We start from the raw sequence: 21,058 nt of genomic DNA, 5'->3' as shown, positions 1-21,058 counted from the left end.
AGGAGCAACAAATGGATATCGCATTAGCAAAACGCGTGCAAAAAGTTAAGCCTTCACCTACTTTAGCTGTAGCAGCAAAGGCTACCCAAATGCGTGCTCAAGGGCATGATGTCATTAATCTGGGTACTGGTGAACCCGATTTTGACACACCCAATTACATTAAAGAAGCTGCTATCGCTGCCATTAATCAAGGCCATACGAAATACACCGCTGTTGATGGCATACCTGAGCTTAAAGAAGCCGTTAAAAATAAATTCAAAAAAGATAATGGTCTTGATTATCAAGCCAATCAAATTTTAGTTTCTGTTGGCGGCAAACAAAGCTGTTACAATCTCTGCCAAGCTCTGCTTAATTCAGGTGATGAAGTGATTATACCTGCGCCATACTGGGTTTCTTACCCCGATATGGTCTTATTGGCTGATGCAATACCGGTGATTATTTCTACAACCCCAGCACAACGTTATAAAATCAATGCGCAACAGCTCGAGGAAGCAATCACCCCCCAAACGCGCATGATCTTTTTAAATAGCCCATCCAATCCATCAGGGGTAGCGTACACCTTAGATGAATTAAAGGCTTTAGGTGAAGTCTTAAAAAAACACCCACAGATTATTATTGCTACGGATGATATGTACGAACATATTCTCTGGAGCCAGCCTTTTGCTAACATTCTTAATGCATGTCCCGAATTATATGACCGAACCATTGTCTTAAATGGTGTATCTAAAGCTTACGCCATGACCGGTTGGCGCATCGGTTATGCAGCAGGCCCCGCTCCACTAATGAATGCGATGAAAACCATCCAGTCCCAATCGACCTCAAACCCGTGTTCTATCGCCCAGAAAGCAGCTGTAGCCGCACTAACAGGCGGCAATGAGAGCGTCATAGAAATGGTAAAAGCCTTCCGCCAAAGACATGACTTTGTAGCCTCCCGATTGCAAGAAATCTCTGGAGTAGAAGTAATTCCTGCTGATGGAACTTTTTATATTTTCCCCAGTGTCCAAGCAATCATAGAACAACGCGACTACGCCAATGATCTTGAGTTTTCTGAAAAACTGTTAGTCGAAGCAGGCGTTGCTCTAGTACCAGGATCTGCATTTGGTAATGAAGGCTGCATCCGTTTATCCTTTGCAACCAGTATGGAAACATTACAAGATGCCTTAAACCGCTTACAACGTTTTTGCAGTTAAAAGAGCACGGACACTTTCTCTCTTTTAGGGGATAAGGTGTCCGTTAAGACCGATGAAAGATAATATTCACCCTCAATAAACCAGATTTTAAAAAATTATTATTAAATCTACTTGACCCTCAATCAGAATCGTTTTAAGATTCCCACCCTATTCCCCGGTAGCTCAGTCGGTAGAGCGGATGACTGTTAATCATTAGGTCACAAGTTCGAGTCTTGTCCGGGGAGCCAATTCCAGTCTGGGTTTTGGCGCATTCCAAGTTTTCCCTTCCTGATGCTTGGTACCAGTTTTGGTACCGATTTAATAACAACTTATGCGAGTTAGATGAAGTGATTGATTTTCTTGAAGCGCATTATAAGCTTATTACAGGCATAGCCGTACCAATTATTGTTGCTATTATAGGGATATTCAAAGCAAGAAGCTGGATTAAAAAAAACAACTCAATCAAAGGCGCTAATAATATACAGCAGGTCTCGGAAGGTAACATAAATTCCAAAAATTCGTATAATACAGTGAATCAGAATGGAGCTGCTCTTCAAATTGTAGGCCATAATAACCAAATTACGGGTTTTGATTTAAATGCAATTCAGATACTGGCTAAATCTTTTCAGCAAACTATGTATCCATATGCAGAAAGAGCCTTTGAAAAATTTAATTTAAATTCACAAAGCTTCCTCGCAAATCTAAATAGTCAATTAGAACAATTACCTTCTTCTGCGTTAGATAAATTTTCTGAAGCAGATGTCCAAATGGCTCTTTATAAAGCCATGCAAGGTGCTGGCCGCACAAACTCTATTGAAGTTCATGAAGTATTAAGCCAATTAATTGCAGATAGAGTACAAAAGCCTAAATGCTCCATTACAGAATTGGCTATTAATGAGTCAATAGAAATAGCCGCTAAACTTGATGTTAATTTAATTAAGATGTTGGCTTTTAGTTTTATATTTTCTAGAACAAAATATACACTATTACTTGATGAACCTAGCCTTTTTCAAAGGCTAGGTATAGTTGCTAATGAATTTAAAGAGTTGGAAGCTACTACTTCAAGATTTGAATATTTGGAGGCAATTTCTTGTGGAAAAATTTTACAATTCACATCTAATGCTCTGCTACCTATCATATCTGAAAGCTATCCTCAACTCTTTATTAAAATGGTAACATCAGAACAATTAAAAGAAATTTCATTGCCAATCAACGTGCAAGATATTTGTTTTATCAAAAAAAATAATGATACCTATCTGCTAAATCCTCATATAGGTCTTTATTTATTTGAAAATGCTCCTGTTCAAGTTGGAAATGTTCCATTTGTCATTGAAGATAATGAAGTAAAAGATCATTTAAAAAATTTTCTCAATAATAATCGTTTATCAATTGAGGAAATCAAAAAGCAACTTGAAACAATTCCTTCATTTGAAAATATTCTTAATATTTGGGATAACTATCAATTCTCCCAATTTTCATTAACAGCTGTAGGCATAGCCATAGGAAGGGCATATTTAGAACAAAAAAATTTAGGAAATTATGATATCAACATTTGGATTAATTGATATGCTAATTTAAAAACCGACAAGTTATACTCAAGATTGATTGTTCAAGTAATATATTTTAACCCCAGTACTTGTTAATGATATATCTATCGGTAAGAAAATTTAACATTTTCCCGCCAACAATAGATCCTATCCAAACTAAAAAACTTAATAGCCAGAACAATGTTTTGAAAATAATGGGCTCATTATTATCTGTTGAGAATTGGTTGAATTGATCTTGAAGCTGCTTAATCTTCCACTCAACTAATTTAACTCTAATAATTGTATTTTGATCGATTGGTGGCAAATTCTTTATCTGTGGTAATATATTAAGTTGTGTTTGCAAAGCAGAGCCATTTTGAAAATTCAATAATGGTTTTTTCTCAAGCATTTGATAGCTTAATATTTCAGGATTATTTATAAGGCTTGAAATCTCTTCATCAATTGGGGTATATGATTTGTTTGTATTCAAATTTGTATGAGGCTTTGCCAAAATAATAATCTGATTAATGGCAAAAATTACCACTATAAAACAAATAATAAATATAACAAGTGGAATAATCCATTGCTTTTCATTAATATGGACAGCATCTTCATGTAATTTATCCATTCAATTATCTCATAAGCAATGATCGAAATGTTATTTGCCCTGTTCTGAGTTTAGTGTTGGTCGAGCGGCTCACTCAAAGTTGAAACCCAGCAATGCTGTAATGCTCGAAGAAAGGGGGCAAATCAACCGTTATAAGGCAAACGGCTCGCCTGTTTACAACTATTTTTTAAATTAAATATCTCCTGTATTTTTATGTAGATCAAACAATTATTAATAATTTCACCGTTATTTACCCTACTTAACGTCCAGCCACAGGTTAAGGGTTAAAGTAGCTTTGCATAAGACATCGTATGACGTTTCGCCCATATGGCTCATCAGTTATGCTTCATTTCAAAATAACAAATAGATTAGTTCTAAACAATCAGTTCAAGATAAAAATTTTGTCCTGGCGCCAGATGGGCGTCAGGACAAAATCTCTGGATACCTTGATTTTATTGAGCCTAATCAGGGTGATTTTCCTGCGTCACTGCACGAAACTTGCAGTGACGCATTTAATTCAGCGAACAAAATAGAGAACGTTACTATCGATTTATCATGTAAATAATGTCCAATCCCGAGTAGCGTGATCGGACAAAAGGGCTACTGGTCTTGATTTTACTGGCTAAGATTGAATTATTAATTCTGCGTCACTGCTGGAAAATTGCAGTGACGCAGAAAATAATAATAGATGATAAAGAAATTATTCTTCTCTCTCAAAGTGCAGAGCCTAACCAGTTATCGAGTATCCCACATCGCTGAAATTAAGTATGATCTAGATTGCAGTCCTCTTGAAGACCTATCTGTTCATTTTCCAAGCCATGTGCAACTGGTAATGAATGCTCAAACACGTACGGATCTGCTTGCCAACATTTTCTGGCCAACCAGTTTGCCGGATACTTCCATTTAGGTACCCATGCACCTATCATTACCAGAAGATTATAACTTTCAATTTGCTTATGTAGTCCCGTCATCATCTTTTCAAATAACTTATCATCAGGATTAAGCTCTCTAAATTGATAAAAAGCTGCTTCCCTATCAACGGGATGTGGATAACTTTTCCAAAATTTTTCAAATTTGCTACACACATATATATAATTATTATCTTCTGACTTCTGAGGTGGGTCGGCCTCAGAGTTATTGCCTATGTTGGGTTTGTGTCTTAATGTACATGATTCTCCTGATTCCACAGCATCTTCCTGTGTCGGGTTTGTGTCGGGATTACGGTTCGGCTTCGATACTGCCTTATTTGGAGCAGGGTTATCCAATTCAGCGTAAATACACTTCACGATTAAGTGCCTTTCAGTGGACTGAATCTCAATAAGTCCAGCACGCTCTAATGATTTAACGGCCCGCTTCATTTGCTGAAGGCTTGGACTGCCTGTTTTAACGCCTGCAATAGGTCCCACATAAAGGGTTTCACGCAATGATTGATAACTGATTCTGCGCTTGATACCTACGATGCAACTTTGTCTGTCCATATATGGACGAATACCCATCAGGTAAACTAATCTTTGTATATAAGGCAATTCAAGTAACGCTGCTAACTCATAAGCATTGGCAAATAAAAAATTCATGCCTCGTATCATCCATTTTAAGCGAATTAATAGTCTTTATGGGTTCATTGTAGGAAGGAAACTACATAGGTCAATAGCATTTCAAATGCTGATATTGATTGATATTAAATGATAATGATATTTTTTGTGTATGGTAAGGCGTACACAACTTATTTGGTCTCCAATTATTTGACATACAGGCTGTATAATCTGCTATAATACTATTAACTCATCTACCTTCAGTGTAGAAGGAGCATTCGAGGTCGCTTAGGCGGCCTCAGCTTTTTCTGGGATCTTTATTTGCACTGGACTCTTTCAGATTTGTCTTGCCTTTTCTTTCATCATGCACGTAAGCAGTAGTTAACAAATAGTAATCTTTACGATTTGAAAGAATAATCATGTATTGCTCTGGAGGAAGCCATAGTACAGTGTTTATATTCGAGCCTCTTTTGTTCTCCCAACATAAAATTTCTGAGTAACTGCTATGTTGGATTATGTGGGGGATCCAATTAATCCTTTCACAACGACGAAAATCTACGGTTCGGTCTTCATCTTCTACTGGACCTGAAGTGACCAAATGCCAAAAACTTCTATGCATTTCAGAAATTGGTTCAAAATAACGACATTTAATTGGTAATCCGAGAAATGATAGTTTACGATCAATTTTATCAAGGAATAGTTGATATAAAGCATTTTGGTAGTTGTTCCAATCACCACCAAAACTTTCAAACAATACGAGATCAGGTAAGGGATACAAACTCACAAACGCCCCTCCCAATTAAATAAGTTAAATTTACGTGCGCCGAGAGAGGTACTGCGAACAAGAGACAGACCAGTATGTGATTTGATTAGATCTACAATTCGTTGTTTTGCACAACTTTGCCCACCTAGAGGATATCGATTAGCATAAGATATAGCGCCGATCATTAAATCAGCTAGTTGGATTAATACATTTTCATGTGATCTCACTTCTTGGATTTTTGCTACTACTTTTTTATTAAAATCATGATGGGAATTACAAAGCACTTCATGAAGTTTTTCTATTTTTAAATATCCTTGTGTATCTTTAATATCGAGATAGATATGATAAGAATTTTTAGGATCAATAAACCATTCCAGCATTTGCCAATACATTTTGTAATAAAACTGATCATGGGTGTGATTGAATCGATCATGTTGCAGTTGATTTTTATCAATGATAATTGCTCTAAAAGAAAGCTGCTCGCAACTAAAAAAATAATTTGTTAAAGCTTCATATGCTGCGAGCTTATTTCTTGTAACCTTAGTCCATTTTATTTCTGAGAATTCTTTAAGCTTATTTTGACGTTTAATCTCTTTAATTTTTTTAAATATTGCATCTTTGTCTTTAATAGGACATGCAATCGCACCAAGTACCATATACCTATTATTAATGGTTATTGCCGAAGATTCTAAATGGCAACTTTCATCACAGTATATATTTATCAGTTCACTCATCATAATTCCATTCAGTAGAAACTATATTCATTTGTAGTTATGCCATCACTTCGTTTTCATATTTAAATACACAATATTATTAGCCATTAAATTATGTATATGCTGTGCCCATTGTTCCAAAGCCTCTTCTCTTTGAGGCAACATTTCATTTCGATTATAAGTTGCCATGATTCGTGGCATTTTATGCCCCAAACATTTCTCTATAACCACAGGGTCAATTTGTAAAGTCTCTCCAAGTTGAGTGGCGAATGTACGACGCAGATCATGCGCTGTCCACTCTGAAGTGCCTAAGCGCTCTTGAATCCGCTTAATAGCTCTAGGTAAAGCATTTTCTGTCAATGGTTTGCAATAGTCTATACCTGTTAAAACATATTCCGATTTACTAATTGTTTTGAGCTGCAACAATAATTCTTTGGTTAAATAACTAAGATGTACCTTGTGAACAATGTTAGCCTTGGAATGCAAAGCCGGAATAGTCCAAAGTGACTCCTCAAAATTGATTTCACTCCATTGCGCCAAGCGCAGTTCAGCAGTACGAACACCTGTCAGTAAAATAATCTTAATCGCAATGCGGGTTTGTGGTGCCATTTGGGAGTCATTACTGTCCAAAAATAGCCAGAGGGACTTGATTTCATCCAGACTTAAAACACGCTCTCTTGGTTTCTCATGACCGCCAATATCTCTTGCGCGAATATTAGAGGCGGGATTAGTGCTCATAGTGCCACGGCTTACTGCATAGCCAAACATTTGTTTGAGAGAGCTTAAAACGCGGTTTGCGTGCACGCTTGCACCTCGTTTGACAATCTTATCCAACGCTTGAGTAATATGCCTTGTTTCCAATTCATCCAAAACCCAATCACCAAGAAGCATATTAATATCACCCTCTATTTGTTTTTTAACCGTTAAAGGACGCTTTAAATGCTTTTCGACATAATGAGTATACCAACTTAAAGCAAGTTTCTTTACGGTGTTGTCCGATTTGGCTTGTTGTTGCTTAGCATGCTCTATAGGATTAATCCCTTGTTCTTTTAAATGTTCCGCATCCAACATTAGCTCACGTGCTTCCTTCAAGCCAATTCCCGGATACTTGCCCAAAGTCATCTTGTAACGCTTGCCATCAAAAGTGAACCTAAAGATCCATGATTTACCCCCCCCTGGCATGACTCGAATTCCAAGCCCACTAAACTCGATTTGTTCAAACCATTTTTGCTGGGGTTTTAAATTGCGGATATACGCGTCAGTAAATTTCATAACTGGTACCAAGATGATTTTTGGTACCGATTTTGGTACCACTAAATATGAATTGAGATAATATTAAATGATATTAAAATAAAGTCAAATTCCAATAAATATCTTTTATATACATATAATTATGATATTTTTTGATATTATTTGAAATCAATTAATATCGAATAATAAATGACTGTTAATCATTAGGTCACAAGTTCGAGTCTTGTCCGGGGAGCCAAATCCAGTCTGGGTTTTTGGCGAAAATCAATCAAACCTTAAATTTTACCTGTCGAATATGTGTCGAAGTTTGAGGTAAAGCATTTAACCTTAATTTGTAATTTTCAATATTCCTAAATCCATAAGAGAGATGTTGAATCAACTTTATTTTTGATATTCTCAACTTTATATAAGCTTTACCTATCTGGGGGGAATTTTCTTACGCCCAGGTGAGCTTTCAAAGCCCTCTGGAACTGGTTTAAATGGATCTTCATCTCTAGGCCAACTTTTAGCGCGAGACTGAAATGTCCTAAGAGCATTAATATCTAACTCGACTGAAACTAAGAAATCATTTTTTCCACCTCTTAGCCTTACTAAATCCCTTTTGAACTCTTGCTTACTAGGTACTCTTACCCTACTGTCCCCATATTTTCTATTATTAACCATGATAATATAAGCATGGAGATCTAAAGCTGCAGACTCTATTAATTTAGAAAAAGTTTCAATGTCCTTATTCCATGAAAGTATCATAAGAGCATCGATGGTGCCTTGGTAACTAATACGTAATTTTGAGTTTTGTAACTCCGAACAAACCATAACACCAAAGTAGAAATTGTTATGATTATAAATAGTTTCTTTCAGACTTTTTTTGTCCTTGTACCATGTCTTCCCAAAGATTGATAGGAGTTTGTATTCTTCACCAACAGCTGGATTGAGCTTGGGTTGCCATATTCTAATTGATGCGGGATACCCTAAACTATTATCTATCAAGCAGAGACAGGCCTCACTAAAAATTTTATTTTCTTTTTTTCCTCTATATTCAGTACCAGCTATTAAGCTTATACCGGATTTTAATAAACGATTTGAAATACTAGGTATCCAATCAATTGGTATTGATAGTTCAGGAAAAATTAAATAGTCAGGTTTGGGTGATAATTGTAGCGCTTGGTTGATAAGTTTTGATATTCGTTTATAGCGCTTAAGAGTCAAGGAAGGCTTACCGCAAGCAGAATACGCCCATTCCTCTTCTGACGTTTTTAAGCTTGTAATAGCAACTATAATCCTATCTTTGAGCAAACTACCTACTCTTATAATATTCTTCTCACTTAGGTTAACTTCTTCATCCAAAACAGAGGGATTAATCCATACTCCTTTAAGAGCCTGAACGTATTTTGACCAAATTGCTCTCGGTGATTCTCCCTTTGACTTTTGAGGCCAAATGCACTCAGGTGAAATACTGGCAATTTCTTCAGGTGTATATGGTCTAGTTGGAAAGAGAAATGGACAATAAAAATCAACTTGGAGTATTGTTTTTTTTCGTCTATTCAAAAACTCTTTTAGATTTTGAGTATTTAGTAATTCAGCTTTTTGAAACTCCTGCATGATTTCATTTTCAGTCTGTTTATCACTATTAAATTCATGTAATAAACTTTTTGCATAAGCTTTAGATAAAAATTCTTTATAAGGAATAGTGGCCAAATCAGATATCAACAATTTTTTTGATTTTTCAAAAATTATATTTGGCCCCGAGGATTTTAATTTTGACAATATTTGCTGAATTATATTTTTATCTTTTTCAGAAAAATTGAAGTGCTTATTTTTATTTATGTAATTACTTAAATCTAAATATCTAAAGAGTGCCTCCTTATAGACTTCAATTAAACTTTCTTCAAGCTTATTTAATACGTCATTTTTAATTTCTGAAGGAATTTCTTTCCCATTAATCTTTATTTTATTAACATCTTTTAGCTCTTCAACACATTTGAATGTGCAGTTTACAATGTCCAAAGCCTTGTTTAGCTCACCCTGATTTATTGCAAAACCCAAAATTCTGGGTAAATATTTATAAAATTCAAAGAACTTATCAGTCCTAATAATATGGTTTTTAATAAATTGATAAAATTCCTTTCTCTCCTCTTTCCATTCATTAGCTGGTAAATCTCGTGCTAATAATTCAAAATGTCTCAACTGCAATACCCAACTTAATCGCCGTATTGTCAACCCATCAGCTCTATGAAAAGTGTCAGCTTGCTCTCTAGTATTATCTGAAGCAGAAAGCACTCGTGCCGCAGTTGTTTGATCTAGTTGATCGGGCATAGGCATCAAACGATGTTCGCTAGATAATTCATTGATCTCTTTTTCTATACTATCGAGTAAATCACACCCTGCTTGACCTTCTAGAACAAATAATTTTTGCTTTTCAGAATGAAATTGGAATATTGACTTTCTCTGATAATCTTCTCCCAAATTTATTGACCATTTCTCATTATCATTGCTTAGATAACCGTTACCTAATCTGTTTTTCAAATAATCCATAAACTCTACAATATTGCTTATATTACCAGGATCTAAAATTACTAATAAAAGATCATCAACATAACGACCATAATGTATTGGTGTAATTTTTTCTTTTACCAATTTATCGAACTTATACAAAATGATATTTGAAATAACACGAGTCGCTGTTAATCCTATAACAAGACCACCTTTAAAGAGACTATTATCAAATAATGAACTGGCCTTATCTGACCAGCATTTCAAGAATAGACTCATTTGAACATTAAATTTAGTTTCATCTTCTGATAGACCTGTAAAACGCTTTCCAATAAGCTCTTTTACAAAAGCATCAGATGAAAGAAACGATGGGTCAATATTATGAAAAAAATTCTCTAAATCTAACGAAGCAGCAATAACATTTCTGTTGTTATGTAAATTATCTCGTATTGCTTTTAGACTATCCTCTCTCCATTTTTGGTATCTGTGGTAATAAGGTTCAAATGAATCAATTGCTGATAGATGAAATGATTCTAACTTTCTGCCATCATTGTTTATTCTTTTAAGTCTAGCACTGTATACATTATGACTAAGTACGGCATCAAATTTATAACCAATCATATTTATCCAAAGTGCTGAGATAATATGTGTATCAATAGGAAAATCACCAACAACTCTAAATTCTGCATGCAAATTTTCCTTTATGCTTATAAATTCTCTAGTTGGATCTGAGAAATGAATATTTTCGTTTTTCTTCTTGCACTCTGATGTCAATTTTTTTGGTATAAGTCTTGGGATGCCTAATAGATCATCACAATTTTCAAACCCATTATTTGATTGAAGCCTTTTAAGCAATTTTTTTAAATTATTTATTAGGTCTCTTTCATACTCAGCAAATTTACTCGATGAAGGAAATATATTTTCAAAAAAATTATCAGCTTTAGCCTTTCTATAAGCAACCAGCATGTCTGAAAGAGCTAACTTTTCCCATCCCTGGAACATAGCTGTATATCTCATAAATTCCCTTTTACTAATTTTGTTAAATGTTGTCTTTATCTTTTATAATTCTAGTATATTTTATAAATTTCTCTGTTCTGGTAGGTATCAGAAATTTCTTGAACAAGCATACAAGAATCAATCCAAGCTATTATAATCATCACAAAGTTATTAGAAATGACTGGGGCAAGAGGGGACATCTGGGACAAGCGCATAATGTGAGAAATTTTTCAAGAAAATGCAATGTCTATTGATGATTTTTTTGTTTCTCAATTAAATCCATACCAAGCTCCCAATGGAACCTGGAGATAGGGATGTATCAACCAAAGTTCCCAGGCTATGGACTATACTTAATATAACTACAAAATAAATGCTTAAGTCAAAAACTATCCTTATAACAGACTTGTGAGTATTAGTCGGACCAAGGAGATAGTTGTGGAATCTAAACAGTCAATCGATTTAAGCCAGATGGTTATTATTCCAAAACTTCAAGCATACCTCGAAGTACAGAAAGGCAAACACGGTAATGACTCTTTTGACTTTAATGTAGATAAAGGAGGATTATGTTTTGGCTTAAGTGTTTGTTACAGCGTTATGAATAAGATAGGGAAATCTGCATGGTGGAACTCTGCATTAACTGCAATAATAACATGGGACGGTAGTGAGGAATCTTTGAATTTGCCTCTCGCACTTCCTGATTCTGACTCTCTAGATGAAACACTTGAAACACTCCTTGAGAAAGTGGTGAATTATCTTTATTTCAATCATGGAAAATTAACTACTAAAAATATGATTACGAGCCCCAATTACAGGCAGGAAAGATTTCTGCAACCTGGGGGATATTTTGAATATCTTGATTCAGAGGGCCATATTCATAGCATAGTCCAGGATGAAGCGGTATCCGGTGATTTTGATGATAAAGAACTAAAACAATTATTGGATAGTCCCCAGACAAAAAATGCAATTAAAAATAATATCTGTCTCATTATATTTGTCAAGCATAGTATGGCGTTACAATTTCATGACGACCAATGGTGGTTTTTTGATCCCAACAATGAATCTGGAGAAATATCATTTAATGAAAATGATTATACTGGCTTAATAAATACAATTAATATTGCAAGACAAAAATTATCATCTGGAAGTATTCATAGTCCTTCCTTAACAATACTAATCGCAGCAGACAATCAATGTGATTTAACACAATTCAGAAGTGCATATAAAAAAATCACCGATGAAAGAATGAATATTTTAAATGATAATACTATCCATTTAATATCATTACATAACCCTGAGATAATAGAAGATTTTATAAATAATAAAAAATTAGACATTCATCAGACGTTTCGGCAAAAATCCTTGCTTTTGTGGGCGCGTGGTAATATCGGGATTGTGAACGCATTGGTACAACAGGGAATAAACTTGAATTCTGTTGATCCGAACACTGGCGAGACAGCTTTATATTTCTTTGCTTACCAGAGAGACGACCCAGAAATATTAGAAGTGTTATTAAATAACGGTGCAAATATGCACATCAAGAATAAAAATGGCATGACACCACTCGATATTGCTATTGTAAAAGGCCACATCGAATCTGTGCGAGTATTACTTAATCATAAAAGTGCGTTAGATTGTGACAGCTTGACTTCTAATAACGATTCCCCCGTACATTTAGCTATTAAAGAAAATAATATTGAAGTATTAAAATTACTTATAGATAGAGGTTTTAAATTTGATTCACCTGACGACCCCAAAAATTCTCCTTTATACCTTGCACTCAAATTGAAAAAATATGCAATAGCTCGATACCTGATATCAGAAGGGGCAAGTTTAGAAAATATCAAACTTAATAAATTTGAAGCTACAACATCATTTAAACTATTTGCCGATATAACAAATCGTGATGAATTCGTTAACATAATTTCCAAAACAGACCACAAAAATCGATTAGCTTTAATAAGCGCTATCCCGGCTACCAAGTTAAAATCTTGCTTGCTGCAACATGTTTCAATGCAGGATGCTATTTTGTCAATCAATCAGCAATATGTGGATCGGGACATTAAAAAAGCGCTTTTCCTGGGATTATTACAAATTTGTAAAAATGATCTCGAATCAGGAACAAGCACTTATCAACCTGATTTTTTTTTAACACAGAGCACCGATTTGGATGTTGGAAAGAGTAAGTTCATCTTGGCAGCAAATGCTTTAATGTCCGCAATTATAAACAATCAGTCGCTTGATGATATCTATAGTGAAAACACAAGCTGTCTTAACCATGGTCCTATAGCTGATATTTATTCTGAACTCAAACAACTGGAACAAACACTCACCTGCGAAAATTCTGCTAAACCATCTCCATTTTAGTGAGTCTAAAAACTCAGAATGGGGTCAGCCTGACCCCTAATTCGTTATAAGCTGCAACTCGACTTCAATAGAAACCTTTTATTAATTTAAGGTTTTGCAGAGTAGTGGGACTCTTCTTCTTGTTGTTGTACGTGCAATGACTTATGGCTTTCCATATATGTCTCGATAATTTGAGATTTTAATTTATCAAGCCCAATCTCTTCTTTCGCGGATGTTTCGATATAGACTGTATAGAAACTTTCCGCTAGTTCTTTTGCCTCTTGCTTGCTTACTCGTCGCTCTGAATCAACATCGCCTTTTAATCCTACGAATAAAAACCTGAATCGAGGATTATATTCGTTATATCGCAGTACATCATCGTACCAGAGGCTTAAATGATTAAAGGTCTCGCGAGAACTAATATCAAAGCACAGAAGATGAATTTTATCTCCCATATATTGCTTTCTATAATAAGGAGTCGCGTTATGAATTATTGGATAATCGCGTCCTTGAACTAAAGGGCTTTGATAACGCAATAACAATGGTCCATATTTTTTATCACTCTGAACATGACTTTTCTCAATTTGTGTTATATTCGAATCAATAAATTTGTTTTCGGCAAGCCGACAGATTAGGCTTTTAATGCCAATATCTGTATCGCCAATCAGATTAACAATGATTGGTGTTAAGCTTTTTTCAAAAGATACCTTCCAATTTGCTCTGGGAATCTCTGTTATTTTTCTAAAAAACCGGCCTGTTTCTGAGAGTCTGCATAGCTCGTTTGGCTTGAGAAAAGAAGTAACATATGCTGTAATTTCTCCAGGTAATTTACTAAAACTACCAGCCCTAATGGTACATAATTCGTTTTGCATTTCTTGAGGTAACTCTCGCTCAATGGCTTTTTGTTTTTGTTGAACTGCCAGAGTCAATTCGGCAATGTATTTTTTTAATCCCACTTTAAATTGCTTGATAGCGGGAGAGCCAGTAAGAGTTGAAGTAAATTGAGTCAATAAGGATTTTTCTTGAGACTGCAGTGAGCTAAAGGTTTTCGCCAGAAGCATACTGTATTGCTTCTTGAGAGCCGTTTGAGATGAAACAGGACAGCTTAGATCAATGATGTCAACCAGTTGTTTTTCTACTTGCATCCCTATCGCAGCACTCAGGGACTTAAAAGCCGATTGGTTATCTTTTTGTTGTTTTAGCTCCTGTAGCATTCCTTGTAAATTGTTCACACGCTCCGTATGTTCTTCCAATGCTTGTTTAATTTTTAATAATTGTCTCACTCCATGAGACTCATGAGGGCTTTGCGGATCAAATCCGCGCAAATAGTCATAGGATTGTTCTAATAGCAAACAGACGGCATGAATAAGATTAATTTGTTCTTGAAAGTATGTAATGCGTGAGTTCATTTTTTTTCTAAATACTTCATAAGTTAATTGTTAGTTAAAATATAACTCATTTTGAAAGAGTATCACATGCGTAATATTACCCATGCGCTTGTGTTTTTGTAGACATAACTCAAGTTGGGTCTTGAGCTATGTTGAAGTTGGAAGGACAATTCAAGCCATTAATTTTAAAGCAATTTGGCTTTTAGAAAAACAACCAAACTTCTCGCGTAAATTTTCAAAATGCCGCTCAATAGTTCGTCGGGATACATTCAGTAGTTTTGCCGTTTCATCAGAGGTTTTTCCTTTGAAATACCAAAATAATACTTCTTTTTCACGAGGAGTAATTGGAACTTTAGATTCTAATGAATAAAAAGCTGCGGGCGGAGTATGCTCTATAAAATTATTTTGTCTAAATGTTAAATCCCATAAATGAGTAAATTCAGAATGTTGATCTTCTTGAAGATGGTTGTGGTTTATTTTATTACGAATGGACGCAATTTGGTTTTCAAAATGGAGGTTAAATTTTTTAAATACGTGGAGATTATTTAAATAAACATGGTTCATATCCTGCTTTCCAAGCGGCGCATCAAAGGAATACAACTTAATAGTACAACTATCCGTAATTTCTAGTATGCGAAATGAATGGCCATAATCGAAATGATTAAGTAGTTGAAATACAGGTAAACTATATTGCTTGTATTCATCTTGATAAACGTCAATCAGATAAAACCCAGTTTTAGGATAAGTTTTTAAAATACTAGTAGGTGCGTTTTTAACCAATTGTTGGTTAATACACTTCTCCAAATAATTGCTGTCGCTTCCTAACCAAATCAAATTACCTTGATTATTTATTTCGACATAACTGAAATGATTAATACCTGTTAGCTTAAACAGATCGTTACAAATATGATTAACCAAATCGGTATAATTTATTAATTCGACAGTACTCATTCAGGGTGATTCAAAACATGGCTCATCATATGGAAAAGGACAATAATCTAATTCAGACTAAAATAAAACAATCATGCGCCATATTTCCAGCGTTGATTTATAGGTGCCTTTAAGAAGCGTAGCCTGTTTGCTTACTAACAGGCTTTTTCTCCATTCGAGGAATTAACCATAACCAACCCTGCTGTTGTGGCGCGCGGTGAATCATTTTAAATGTGAGTCAACGCTGGTACATCATTCGGACTTTCATTTTTAAGTTTCATGCCATTAAGGTGGTGATTAAATATTTCATAGTTATTGTGTGAACCGGTGTTCAGTATGGGAAACACAATGTGGTCGAAGAAATGAGCGCGCTTGTTAATTTCTTCACCATACAGCTCTGCAACGAGTACTGGATCATTATGAAATTCACCACAACCCCAAGCACCTAAAATTACATTGCGTTTTCCTTCAATAATTAAGGTGTCCAGTTGAGCTGCGATACGTCGCCGCAAATCTGTTCTGTAGTGTGCTAATTCTTCTTGCGTTAATCCATATGGCGTAGTGGAAAGCTCTGGAGCTGCTGATCTTAATTCATAAAATGGAAAAATATCCGATTTAGAAAGAAAAGAATAACTCAGTACGCTATCTACCTTACGACCGGTTGGTGTAAAGTCATCAAAACCACTGGTAATAAAAGATACTTCTGGACCTCGGAAACACACTCTGGGTTCGCTGTTAAATAATACTTTATATCGGGAGCCATTTTCATAGTTGTGATCTCCTATGATTGCGTGCTCCTCTTCGGTCATTTTTATTTTGGCTTCCACCAGGTTACTTGTTGTTTCATTATAGCGAAACGTCATTGATTCTTTATCTAAATGTACGCTTGTGTCTAATAAGGATTGGGCGCAGGTGCTTCGATGCCACATATTCTCTTCCTGGGCACTCCCACCCTCCAAAGCCGCACCACCGGGGAAAACTGGATTTGCCATATTAAGCACCGAATAAGGCACACCGTGTTTTTTGGTCGCTTCAAGTGTTGCAACTCCCCAATCTTTATTAACTACTTCAACTGATTCTGGTGGAGAAGATTTCTTTTGTTCCCAATGAATTATATTTTCTTGTGCCTGCTTTTGTAATTCCATGTATTTGGGTAAATCAGTAACCCATTCCAATGTTTTTCCCATGCTTTGATGGCGCCATCTCTCTCCTGAATATACCCCTGACAACCGACTTGGTGTATGTTCATTGTATACTTCTTTAATTACAGAAGGTTCTTTGGGTATAGGTCTAAATAGAGACTTTAAAAACATGTTCCTATCCTTAATTTGTGGTATTCATACTTTATCTTCGGTGCTTTATTGCTTAAAAACTTCAAGAGCAGTTTTAAGGTTTCACTCTAATTTAGAGAATACAGTAATGGTTAAATTTCGGAGGCACAAGAGCTTTACTAGTTACCGAATTGAATTTTCCTAAACATGCAACAAGGTTGATTGTACTCCTCATAGCACTATTCAAAGCAATTGTATCCTGTCTATTTATTTTTTGATTCAACAATGATTAAGTCGAATTCAAAAGGACAAATTTTAAACACAATGATCAAAAAAGTCAATTTCTTGTGTTCTCTATCATGAGATAAATTTATTTAACCTTATGTTTATTAATTTAAAAATTTTTTTATGCCTGAGGGAGATTGAATGACCCAACCTACCAGGCTGGGTAAAAGAGCAAATCAATTTTTTAACGTGTCATAAATGAATGTTGCATTTACATGAGGTTAAGAGACCTATCAATAACATTTGTGTTTCCAAGCCTCATGCCGTCTAGGTGTTGAGCAAAAATAGCATGGTTATCATGCCCCATATTCAATATGGGGAATACAATATGGTCAAAGAAATGAGCGCGTTTTTCAATTTCTTCACTATATATCTGTGCCACTATTTTTGGATCATTTTTAAACTCTCCACACCCCCAGGCACCTAAAATGACATTGTGTTGTCCTTCAAGGATTAAGGTATCCAGCTGGGCGGCAATACGTCGGCGCAAATCAGCTCTGTAAGGTCCCATAGTTTCAGGATCTAATGCGTGAGGCTCAGTAGAAAGTTCTGGAGCAGCTGATCTTAATTCATAGAATGGAAAAATATCAGATTGGGGAAGAAAAGTATAACTCAGTCCGCTGTCTGCAATACGACCGCTAGATGCAAAGTCATCAAAACCACTGGTGGTAACTTGTACTTCTGGTCCACGGAAACATACCCTCGGTTCTCGATCAAATAATACTTTATAGACTATGGAATCTGTTTCCCCGCGATGTTTTTTTAAGGCATCACGCTCTTCATCAGTCATTTTTATCCTGGCTTCTAACAATTTACGTGCCATTTCATTGTAACGAAATGTCTTAGAGACTTTATCTAAATAAATGCTTTTGTCCATTAACGATTGGGCACAATTACTTCGATGCCACATATTCTCTTCCTGGGCACTTCCTCCTTCCAAAGCAGCGCCCCCAGGGTAAACTGAATTTGCCATATTAAGTACGGCATAGGGCACACCATGTTTTTGCGTTGCTTCCAGTGTAGCAAGGCCCCAATCTTTTTTCAGTACTTCAACAGACTTAGGGAAAGAACTCCTTTTCTTTGTCCATTGATTTAAATTTTCTTGTGCCTGTTTGTGTAATTCCATAGTTTTATTAACATCTGTAATCCAATCTAATGTTCGTTCCATGCTTTTATGACGCCACCTGTTTCCAGAAATGGAGCCGGTAAAGAGATTGGGTTTATGTGCAGCATGAACTTCTTTAATTAATGAAGAGGAAATGGATTGAGGTCTAAATAATTTTAAAAACATCGTTCTATCCTTAATTGATACTTATACTCTATCTTCAGCGCGCCCTTCTTAAACTTAATAGAGGAGTTACCAAGTTTTCGCACTGATTTTAAGAATAAAGTAAGGGTAAATTCCATAGGCACAACAGCTTCGAGCGGTATCAGATTAAAATGTTCCTTGTATGCAAGATAGCACGCTTGATTTTTGTTTTTTTGTATAAGTTTGAACATGCAACAAGTCAGGTTTCACTTTCCAATAGCAATATTCTAAGCAATTGTATCCCTTCTTTTTACTTCTTGACTGAACATTGAATAAGTTGAGTCAAAATCAGTAAATCAAAGTGTTCAAAAAAAGTCAACTTTGGGCGCAGAAAAAAAATGAAGCCACATCGTGCTTTCATTTCTGTATATTATTAAACCGTTAAAATGTTAGTCCACTTCTTGTATACGATTCTCCTCTGCGTAAGGGGCGTTGCGATAATCAAACCCATGTGCTCATAAAGAGCAGCGTAATTTTAATTAACGCAAAAAATAATCTTGTTTCTGTTATTGAAAGCGAATATTTATATCAGCCTCATCGTTCAACAAGAGCGCAGCAAGTTTTATAGCCCAGCTTGGATCGGAGTTATCTTCAATTTGCCAGGCTGCCATCAAAACTAATCGCACAAACACCCAATCCTTAATTCGTTGGCCATCGAGATTTGATTTTTGTGCCAATAAGTCAATTCGTTCCGCAAATATTTTTTTTACATTAACCGTTGTTGCGAGTTCCGTAATGTACATAAAATCAAAGGCTGCAATTTCAAACTCTGCCTCACCAACTACGCCTTTGGGATCAACAGCCAACCATGCACTACCATGTTTTAGGATATTGTCATGATGCAAATCTCCATGCAGGAAAACGAGTGACTCCTGTGAAGAGAGCAATTTATTTCTCAAATCTATCGCTCTATTTAATATAGGTGCAGGGATTTGTTTCGATGCAGGCATATCAAGTGCTTTTAGCCAATCAGCAATATGGTAAACATTCTGTTTTTTAGGTACGTGTTTATTATGCAGCTTTTGCATGGTCTGCACGTAACAGTCCATCACATAATCCATTTGAGCAGGATATAAGGACTTAAGCGAAATACCAGGAATTGCTTGTTGTATTAATAGCGCATGATATTTACTGTTATAATCAATAAGTTTAATTGAGCCTTGAGAATCGAGATTCATCAATGCCTGTTTTTCATTTTCAATACTTTTTTTGTCATAGCTAATTTTTATAACGACAGGCTGATCATCATCTAAAACTGCTTTGGCAACATAGTTGAACGTCATATTGGCAACAGGGGTTACCTCACTTAATTTCCAATAATCTTTAAGTGTCGCAATAGTCGCAGGCAAATGAGCAAGCCAATGCTCACCCTTTGCCCCATAGATACTGGTTATGTTTTGCTTTAGTTTTTTCATTTAAATAATCCCCTGCACAAAACATAAATTAAATTTGGCTATTAAATCTAAAGATATTTTTCTTACTGTTGTTTAAATGCGCAATTTCACGAGTATATTCGGTAAAGTTATTGCCATTATAATGTCTTATCGTTGCCCGCCAGAATCTATAGGCCCCCTCATTGCCCGGTATAACCATTACTTCCCATATGCCCGGAAATTTCTTAAAACATTGTTCTGCAATGTATTGGCCAATACCTTTATTTTTGAATTTTCGCAGCACAAAAAATTGCGCCATATTAAAATCAATTCCAGGCTCACTTCCTTTTTTATCCACTATGAAAAAACCAACCAGTTCATTCTTATAACGCACTACAAATGGGAAAGAGTTTTCATCCTGCCAATATTTTTTAAAATCGATGCACTCATACAAACCATCCTCTGGTATTTCCCAGCCTTCTTGATTACCAAGATATTCACTCATGTCATATACGTAAAACCGGCCTAGGTTTTGGATCGCGGGATAATCCTCTAAAGTCGCCGGAACCAGTTTAATGGTGTTGTGATCAATACTGGACTTCTGAATTTCGTACATTGCTACTTCATTATTCCAATAATGCGTGCGCCCTACATAATTCATTTGGACTTTTTCCAATACTTTGCGAGAACGATCATTGTCCGGATGAATAACGGCAACAAGTTTTTTAACCGGTAAATGGTCAAATCCCCAATGAATAAGCGCTGTTGCAAGCTCCTTACCGTAACCCTTATTCCAGGATGTTTTAGTCAACGCATAACCTACTTCAATATCCGATTGACTGTCATCATAAGCAAGATAAATTAATCCTGCTCGACCAACAAATACCCCGCTTTCTTTTTCAAAGACACAGCCCAGACTAAAATTATGTTTTTCATAGTGTGTAATCGCTTTCTCTAAGCCCGTCATTACCTCTGCTTGGGTGCGTACTCCCTGGCCAATATATTTCATTACCTCAGCATCAGATTGTAAGGCATATAAATTATTAAAGTCTGCCAGTGCAGGCGCATTAATAATTAAGTTTTTTGTTTCTAAAAAAAGACTCATAGTACTC

At 35.6% G+C, this 21,058-nt stretch carries 15 protein-coding genes and 2 tRNA genes; 5 read left to right on the top strand and 12 right to left on the bottom strand.

What is annotated here, in order from left to right; genetic code table 11:
• Nucleotides 1-11: 11 nt before the first annotated feature.
• The 3 genes from Lpar_RS04320 (at nucleotide 12) to Lpar_RS18295 (ending at nucleotide 2,734) form a co-directional block, all read left to right on the top strand.
• Nucleotides 12-1,190, top strand: a complete 1,179-nt coding sequence (locus Lpar_RS04320; protein ID WP_058516756.1) for a pyridoxal phosphate-dependent aminotransferase — start codon at nucleotides 12-14, stop codon at nucleotides 1,188-1,190.
• 151 nt (nucleotides 1,191-1,341) lie between these two features.
• Nucleotides 1,342-1,417 (top strand) — tRNA-Asn (locus Lpar_RS04315).
• 99 nt (nucleotides 1,418-1,516) lie between these two features.
• Nucleotides 1,517-2,734, top strand: a complete 1,218-nt coding sequence (locus Lpar_RS18295) for an LPO_1073/Vpar_1526 family protein (protein ID WP_133133933.1) — start codon at nucleotides 1,517-1,519, stop codon at nucleotides 2,732-2,734.
• A 58-nt stretch (nucleotides 2,735-2,792) separates the two neighbouring features.
• On the opposite strand, the gene Lpar_RS04310 is transcribed toward Lpar_RS18295, so the two are convergent.
• From Lpar_RS04310 to Lpar_RS04290, 5 genes are all read right to left on the bottom strand, one after another.
• The gene (locus Lpar_RS04310) at nucleotides 2,793-3,323 is read right to left on the bottom strand and encodes a hypothetical protein (RefSeq protein WP_058516755.1); all 531 of its coding nucleotides are present in this window, start codon (nucleotides 3,321-3,323) and stop codon (nucleotides 2,793-2,795) included.
• Between the two features lie 740 nt (nucleotides 3,324-4,063).
• Nucleotides 4,064-4,876 carry a hypothetical protein gene (locus Lpar_RS04305; protein WP_058516754.1) on the bottom strand — a complete coding sequence of 271 codons (813 nt, stop codon included), beginning with the start codon at nucleotides 4,874-4,876 and terminating at the stop codon, nucleotides 4,064-4,066.
• A 256-nt stretch (nucleotides 4,877-5,132) separates the two neighbouring features.
• A complete protein-coding gene (locus Lpar_RS04300; protein ID WP_058516753.1) occupies nucleotides 5,133-5,618 on the bottom strand; it encodes a hypothetical protein in 486 nt (161 codons plus the stop codon).
• On the bottom strand, nucleotides 5,615-6,334 hold the full coding sequence (locus tag Lpar_RS04295; RefSeq protein WP_065236063.1) for a DUF3800 domain-containing protein: 720 nt from the start codon (nucleotides 6,332-6,334) through the stop codon (nucleotides 5,615-5,617). The genes Lpar_RS04300 and Lpar_RS04295 overlap by 4 nt, the downstream gene beginning before the upstream one ends.
• 42 nt (nucleotides 6,335-6,376) lie before the next feature.
• Entirely contained in the window at nucleotides 6,377-7,582 is a 1,206-nt protein-coding gene (locus Lpar_RS04290; protein WP_058516751.1) for a tyrosine-type recombinase/integrase, read from the bottom strand.
• 147 nt (nucleotides 7,583-7,729) lie between these two features.
• Here Lpar_RS04290 and Lpar_RS18745 point away from each other — a divergent pair.
• Nucleotides 7,730-7,799 (top strand) — tRNA-Asn (locus Lpar_RS18745).
• 179 nt (nucleotides 7,800-7,978) lie between these two features.
• Here the strand turns inward: Lpar_RS18745 and Lpar_RS04285 are convergent.
• Nucleotides 7,979-11,068 (bottom strand): RNA-directed DNA polymerase, encoded by a 3,090-nt coding sequence (locus Lpar_RS04285; RefSeq protein ID WP_058516750.1) that lies wholly within the window; start codon nucleotides 11,066-11,068, stop codon nucleotides 7,979-7,981.
• Between the two features lie 414 nt (nucleotides 11,069-11,482).
• Between Lpar_RS04285 and Lpar_RS04280 the strand changes: the two genes are divergently transcribed.
• Complete coding sequence (locus Lpar_RS04280; RefSeq protein ID WP_058516749.1) at nucleotides 11,483-13,411, top strand: ankyrin repeat domain-containing protein; 1,929 nt, start codon at nucleotides 11,483-11,485, stop codon at nucleotides 13,409-13,411.
• 86 nt (nucleotides 13,412-13,497) lie between these two features.
• Here Lpar_RS04280 and Lpar_RS04275 read toward each other — a convergent pair whose 3' ends face one another.
• The 6 genes from Lpar_RS04275 to Lpar_RS04245 all read right to left on the bottom strand — a co-directional run bounded on the left by Lpar_RS04275 (nucleotide 13,498) and on the right by Lpar_RS04245 (nucleotide 21,051).
• Nucleotides 13,498-14,799 carry a hypothetical protein gene (locus Lpar_RS04275; protein ID WP_058516748.1) on the bottom strand — a complete coding sequence of 434 codons (1,302 nt, stop codon included), beginning with the start codon at nucleotides 14,797-14,799 and terminating at the stop codon, nucleotides 13,498-13,500.
• Between the two features lie 150 nt (nucleotides 14,800-14,949).
• On the bottom strand, nucleotides 14,950-15,729 hold the full coding sequence (locus Lpar_RS04270; protein WP_058516747.1) for a helix-turn-helix transcriptional regulator: 780 nt from the start codon (nucleotides 15,727-15,729) through the stop codon (nucleotides 14,950-14,952).
• Nucleotides 15,730-15,935: 206 nt separating this feature from the next.
• Nucleotides 15,936-17,021, bottom strand: coding sequence for a poly(ADP-ribose) glycohydrolase domain-containing protein (locus Lpar_RS04265; protein WP_058516746.1), 1,086 nt, complete (start codon nucleotides 17,019-17,021; stop codon nucleotides 15,936-15,938).
• Between the two features lie 454 nt (nucleotides 17,022-17,475).
• Nucleotides 17,476-18,555, bottom strand: coding sequence for a poly(ADP-ribose) glycohydrolase domain-containing protein (locus tag Lpar_RS04260; protein ID WP_058516745.1), 1,080 nt, complete (start codon nucleotides 18,553-18,555; stop codon nucleotides 17,476-17,478).
• Nucleotides 18,556-19,079: 524 nt separating this feature from the next.
• Nucleotides 19,080-19,988 carry an aminoglycoside phosphotransferase family protein gene (locus Lpar_RS04250; protein WP_058516743.1) on the bottom strand — a complete coding sequence of 303 codons (909 nt, stop codon included), beginning with the start codon at nucleotides 19,986-19,988 and terminating at the stop codon, nucleotides 19,080-19,082.
• 28 nt (nucleotides 19,989-20,016) lie between these two features.
• On the bottom strand, nucleotides 20,017-21,051 hold the full coding sequence (locus Lpar_RS04245) for a GNAT family N-acetyltransferase (RefSeq protein WP_058516742.1): 1,035 nt from the start codon (nucleotides 21,049-21,051) through the stop codon (nucleotides 20,017-20,019).
• Nucleotides 21,052-21,058: the final 7 nt, after the last annotated feature.

The sequence above is a fragment of the Legionella parisiensis genome (assembly GCF_001467945.1).
GTDB lineage: Bacteria > Pseudomonadota > Gammaproteobacteria > Legionellales > Legionellaceae > Legionella > Legionella parisiensis.
The sequence above is the reverse complement of the archived record's forward strand: the minus strand, read 5'-3'. Positions and strand labels throughout refer to the sequence as shown.